Annotated in this window: 4 protein-coding genes; all 4 read left to right on the top strand. The window is 65.1% G+C overall.

Annotated features, from left to right (window positions below; translation table 11 throughout):
- The first annotated feature begins 394 nt into the window (after positions 1-394).
- The 4 genes from OXU42_00020 (at position 395) to OXU42_00005 (ending at position 3,834) form a co-directional block, all read left to right on the top strand.
- On the top strand, positions 395-673 hold the full coding sequence (locus OXU42_00020; protein MDE0027777.1) for a type II toxin-antitoxin system RelE/ParE family toxin: 279 nt from the start codon (positions 395-397) through the stop codon (positions 671-673).
- A 14-nt stretch (positions 674-687) separates the two neighbouring features.
- Positions 688-993, top strand: coding sequence for a HigA family addiction module antitoxin (locus OXU42_00015; GenBank protein ID MDE0027776.1), 306 nt, complete (start codon positions 688-690; stop codon positions 991-993).
- A 14-nt stretch (positions 994-1,007) separates the two neighbouring features.
- Complete coding sequence (locus OXU42_00010) at positions 1,008-2,873, top strand: PhoX family phosphatase (protein ID MDE0027775.1); 1,866 nt, start codon at positions 1,008-1,010, stop codon at positions 2,871-2,873.
- A gap of 217 nt (positions 2,874-3,090) precedes the next feature.
- Positions 3,091-3,834 carry a carbonic anhydrase family protein gene (locus OXU42_00005; GenBank protein MDE0027774.1) on the top strand — a complete coding sequence of 248 codons (744 nt, stop codon included), beginning with the start codon at positions 3,091-3,093 and terminating at the stop codon, positions 3,832-3,834.
- Positions 3,835-4,092 lie beyond the last annotated feature (258 nt).

The raw sequence follows: 4,092 nt of genomic DNA, 5'->3' as shown, positions 1-4,092 counted from the left end.
CGTACGGTTCTTAGGGGGGGATGGCGCAGCAATGCGCCGTTCCTACCCGACCCCCGCGCGTCTACCCAAAAGAGGCATCAAGGTTCGAGATTCCGCGGCGTGAAGCGACACGGATGCGCCGGGTTGTGAGTCCCGGCATCAGTGTTGCAACAGTATTGAATCGACGCGTTGGCGCTGAATCTCCGAGTCTGTCATCGCCCGTTTGAGATCAGATTTTTCTCCAATAAATCAACAGATTATAGACTCTCAGGCAGTTTACTTGGCATAATAGGAATCTGTCCCATGCGGGAGAGGCTATCATCCCTGCCGCCGACGCTCGAGTTCAAAATTTCACAGTACCCGATCCTCGATATGGGTTTACGGATAACGTAAAAGGGATTAGAGTGGTGCGCACATGATCCGGAGCTTCAGGAACCGGGAGACGCAGCGCTTTTTCGAAGGGCATCGCGTCGCAGCGTTTCAGGGGTTCGCCTATCAGGCGGCGCGCCGTCTGGTCTTGCTGGACAGCGCGGAGACGCTGCGAGACCTTTCCGCGTTGCCGGGTAACCGGCTTGAGGCGTTGCGCGGTCACCGGGCTGGACAGTACAGCATTCGGATCAACGATCAGTGGCGAATCTGCTTCCTCTGGACCGATGACGGGCCGTGCGAGGTGGAGATTGTGGACTATCACTGAAACGGGGGTCGAACATGGACGCCAGGAACGGAATGAGGCCGGTGCATCCCGGCGAGATACTGCGCGACGAACTCGACGCGCTCGGCCTGCCGGCCAACGCGCTGGCGGACGCGCTGGGAGTCCCGGTGAACCGCGTCACGACGATCCTGAACGGACAGCGGGGCGTCAGCGCGGACACGGCGCTGCGTCTGGCGCGGTATTTCGGGACGACGCCGCAACTGTGGATGAACCTACAAAAGACCTGGGAGCTTCGCCGGGCCGAGATCGAGGCAGGCCGCGAAATCGCCGAACGTGTGACTCCAAGACAGTCGGTGGCGTGACGGGGTGGTGATCGATGCCGATCGCTGACTATCAGTCGCTCATGTCGCCACAGGTCGAGACCGGCTTCGGGAAGCTGGCTCCCAAAGCCATTTCCCGGCGCGGGTTCCTGAGCCGCAGCGCTGCCTTCACAGCCTCCGCGTTCGTGATGAGCACCGGGGTGCTGAAGCCCTTCGCCGCTCTTGCCAACCCCGGCCGCTTCGCCTTCGAGGCGGTGGCGGCCAACACCCTCGACACCGTCACCGTTCCCAGGGGCTACAGCTGGCACGCGGTAGCCAGGTGGGGCGATCCGATGTGGTCCCGCGGCCCCGCGTTCGATCAGCAGACCCGCGGCACCGGGGCCAGCCAGGAACTGGCCTTCGGCGACAACAACGACGGCATGGCGCTCTTCAACCACCGCGGCCGGAACATCCTTGCGGTCAACAACGAGTACGTGAACCTCGGCATCGTCTTTGCGGGCGGCCGCAAGACGCCCCGCAATGCGGACGATGTGCGAAAGAGCAAGGCCGCGCACGGCGTGTCGGTGGTGGAGATCACCCGGAAGGACCGCGCGTGGTCCATCGTCAAGGACTCGCCCTACAACCGGAGGATCACCGCGGACACGCCCATGGAGATCACCGGCCCTGCCCGCGGTCACGAGCTGCTCAGGACGGCGGCCGACCCGGCCGGCGCGCGCAGCCTCGGCACCTGGAACAACTGCGGCAACGGCCGCACTCCATGGGGCACCTACCTGAGCTGCGAGGAGAACTTCCACGAGTATTTCTCCACGACCGACGCCAGCGTGAAAATCAGCCCCGAGCTCGAGCGCTACGGCGTCAACGCCGCCGGCAAGTACGGATGGGCCATGACGGACGAACGCTTCGACATCGCCAGGCACCCCAACGAACCGAACCGCGCCGGCTATGTCGTCGAGATCGATCCCCTGGACCCGGAGTCGACCCCGAAGAAGCGCACCGCACTGGGGCGTTTCAAGCACGAGAACGCCGAGGTCGTCCTGGCCGCCAACGGGCAGGCGGTGGTCTACATGGGAGACGACGAGCGCGGCGAGTTCCTCTACAAGTTCGTGAGCGACGGCCGCCACGTGGAGGGCGGCGACAACGCCGATCTGCTGGAGAACGGCAGGCTCTACGTCGCCAGGTTCGCCGACAGGGGCCGCGGCGAGTGGCTGGAGCTGACCCCAGAATCCACCGGAATGGCCTCCATGGCCGAAGTCTGCATTCATACCCGCATCGCTGCATCGGCGGTGAAGGCCACCACCATGGACCGCCCGGAATGGGTGGCGGCGAACCCGAGAAAGGCAGAGGTCTACTGCGCGCTTACCAACAACAAGGACCGCGGCAAGAAACCCAACGCGGGCGGCGACCCGACTCCGGTGGGCGGTCCCAACCCCCGCGCCGGCAATCTGTACGGCCAGATCGTGCGCTGGCGGCCCGACGGCGGCGACCACCTGGCCACCGGTTTCGACTGGGACCTGTACGTGGTGGCGGGAAACCCCGCGGTGTACGACGACGCCAACGCCGGCTCCGGGAATGTCGACAAGGACAACATGTTCAACTCCCCCGACGGCATCGCCTTCGACCGCAACGGCATGCTGTGGATCCAGACCGACGGCGACTACTCCAACGCCAAGGGGTTCGCGGGCCAGGGGAACAACCAGATGCTCGTGGGCGACCCGGTGACGGGGGAAATCCGCCGCTTCCTGGTGGGTCCCAGGCAGTGCGAAGTCACCGGCATCGCCTGGAGCGCCGACGGCAGGACCCTGTTCGTGGGCATCCAGCATCCCGGGGAGAAGGGCGACAGCCATTTTCCCGACGGCGGCGACACCGTGCCGCGCTCGGCGGTGATCGCGGTGACCCGCGACGACGGCGGCCCCATCGGCTGACCGTCGTTTCCTTCCCCTGCGACCGGAGGTCAATGCGCAGATCGAGGCGGTGAAGGCCGACCTGCTGAAATGGCTCTTCGGGGCGCTGATCGCCCAAGGCAGCCTGATCGCCTGTCCGGGCAATTGCAATCTGACGCAGGGCGGGGCTTCGAAACCCGTCCGCGCCGGACAGAGCCGGACTCCCGGTGTCGCGTCCCGGCGCATGAAAGGAAATTGCATGGGAGCACCTGTCACCTTGCGCCTGGCTTTGTGCGCGGCCATGCTTTCCGGCGTGGCCGCTGCCGATGCGGCTTCGTGGGGCTACGAGGGCGCCAAGGGTCCGGCGCGCTGGGGTTCCCTCCACCCTGCGTTCTCCGATTGCGCCAAGGGAGCCGAACAGTCGCCCATCGACTTGGCCGGCGCAGAGGCGCGCCGGCAGCGACCCATCGATTTCGACTATGCGACGGCTCCCGTCGTGCTTCTCAACAACGGACATGCGATTCAGGTGAACTATGCGCCGGGGAGCGGGATGACGCTCGACGGAGTCCGCTACGAACTGCTCCAGTTCCATTTTCACCATGGCAGCGAGCATACCGTCGCGGGCGTGCGACTCCCGATGGAGCTGCACCTGGTGCACCGCAGCAACAAGGGCGCGCTCGCGGTGGTGGGGGTGCTTCTGAAGGAGGGACGTGAGAACCATGTCCTTGCGCCTATTTGGCGCCACATGCCGGCCAGGCGTGCCCGGGCCACGGTCGCGCCGGCCAGCGTCGACGCCACCGCGCTGTTGCCCGAGGAGCGGACGGCGTGGCGCTATCGGGGTTCGCTGACCACACCGCCTTGCACCCAGGGTGTTTCATGGGTGGTCATGACCGAACCGGTGGAGGTTTCCGCGGAACAGATCGCCCGGTACGGCGCCATCTTTCCCAACAGCTACCGCCCGACGCAACCCCTCAACAGGCGCTCGCTCACTCGGGATCGGTAGGCGCCGGGAGACGAGACGTATGGGGCGGGCAGCGTAGTGCGGGCACGGCGGGTTTGGAAGCCAACTCGGGTCCTTGCATCGGGCATCCGATTTCTGCGGCGCAAGCTCCTAGCCGCGCGCTTCTCCCAAGGGCATCGAGGTTCGCGATTCCGCGCCGTCAGGCGACACAGACGCGCCGGTTGATGAGTGTAAGTGTTCGGTCAAACTTTCAATTACCCACATCTTGGGGTTTATCAAGGGTGTTGCCACAATTTGTTG

Source organism: Deltaproteobacteria bacterium, from assembly GCA_028818775.1.
Taxonomy (GTDB): Bacteria; Desulfobacterota; Binatia; order UBA9968; family JAJDTQ01; genus JAJDTQ01.
This window is presented reverse-complemented; position numbering and strand designations above follow the sequence as displayed.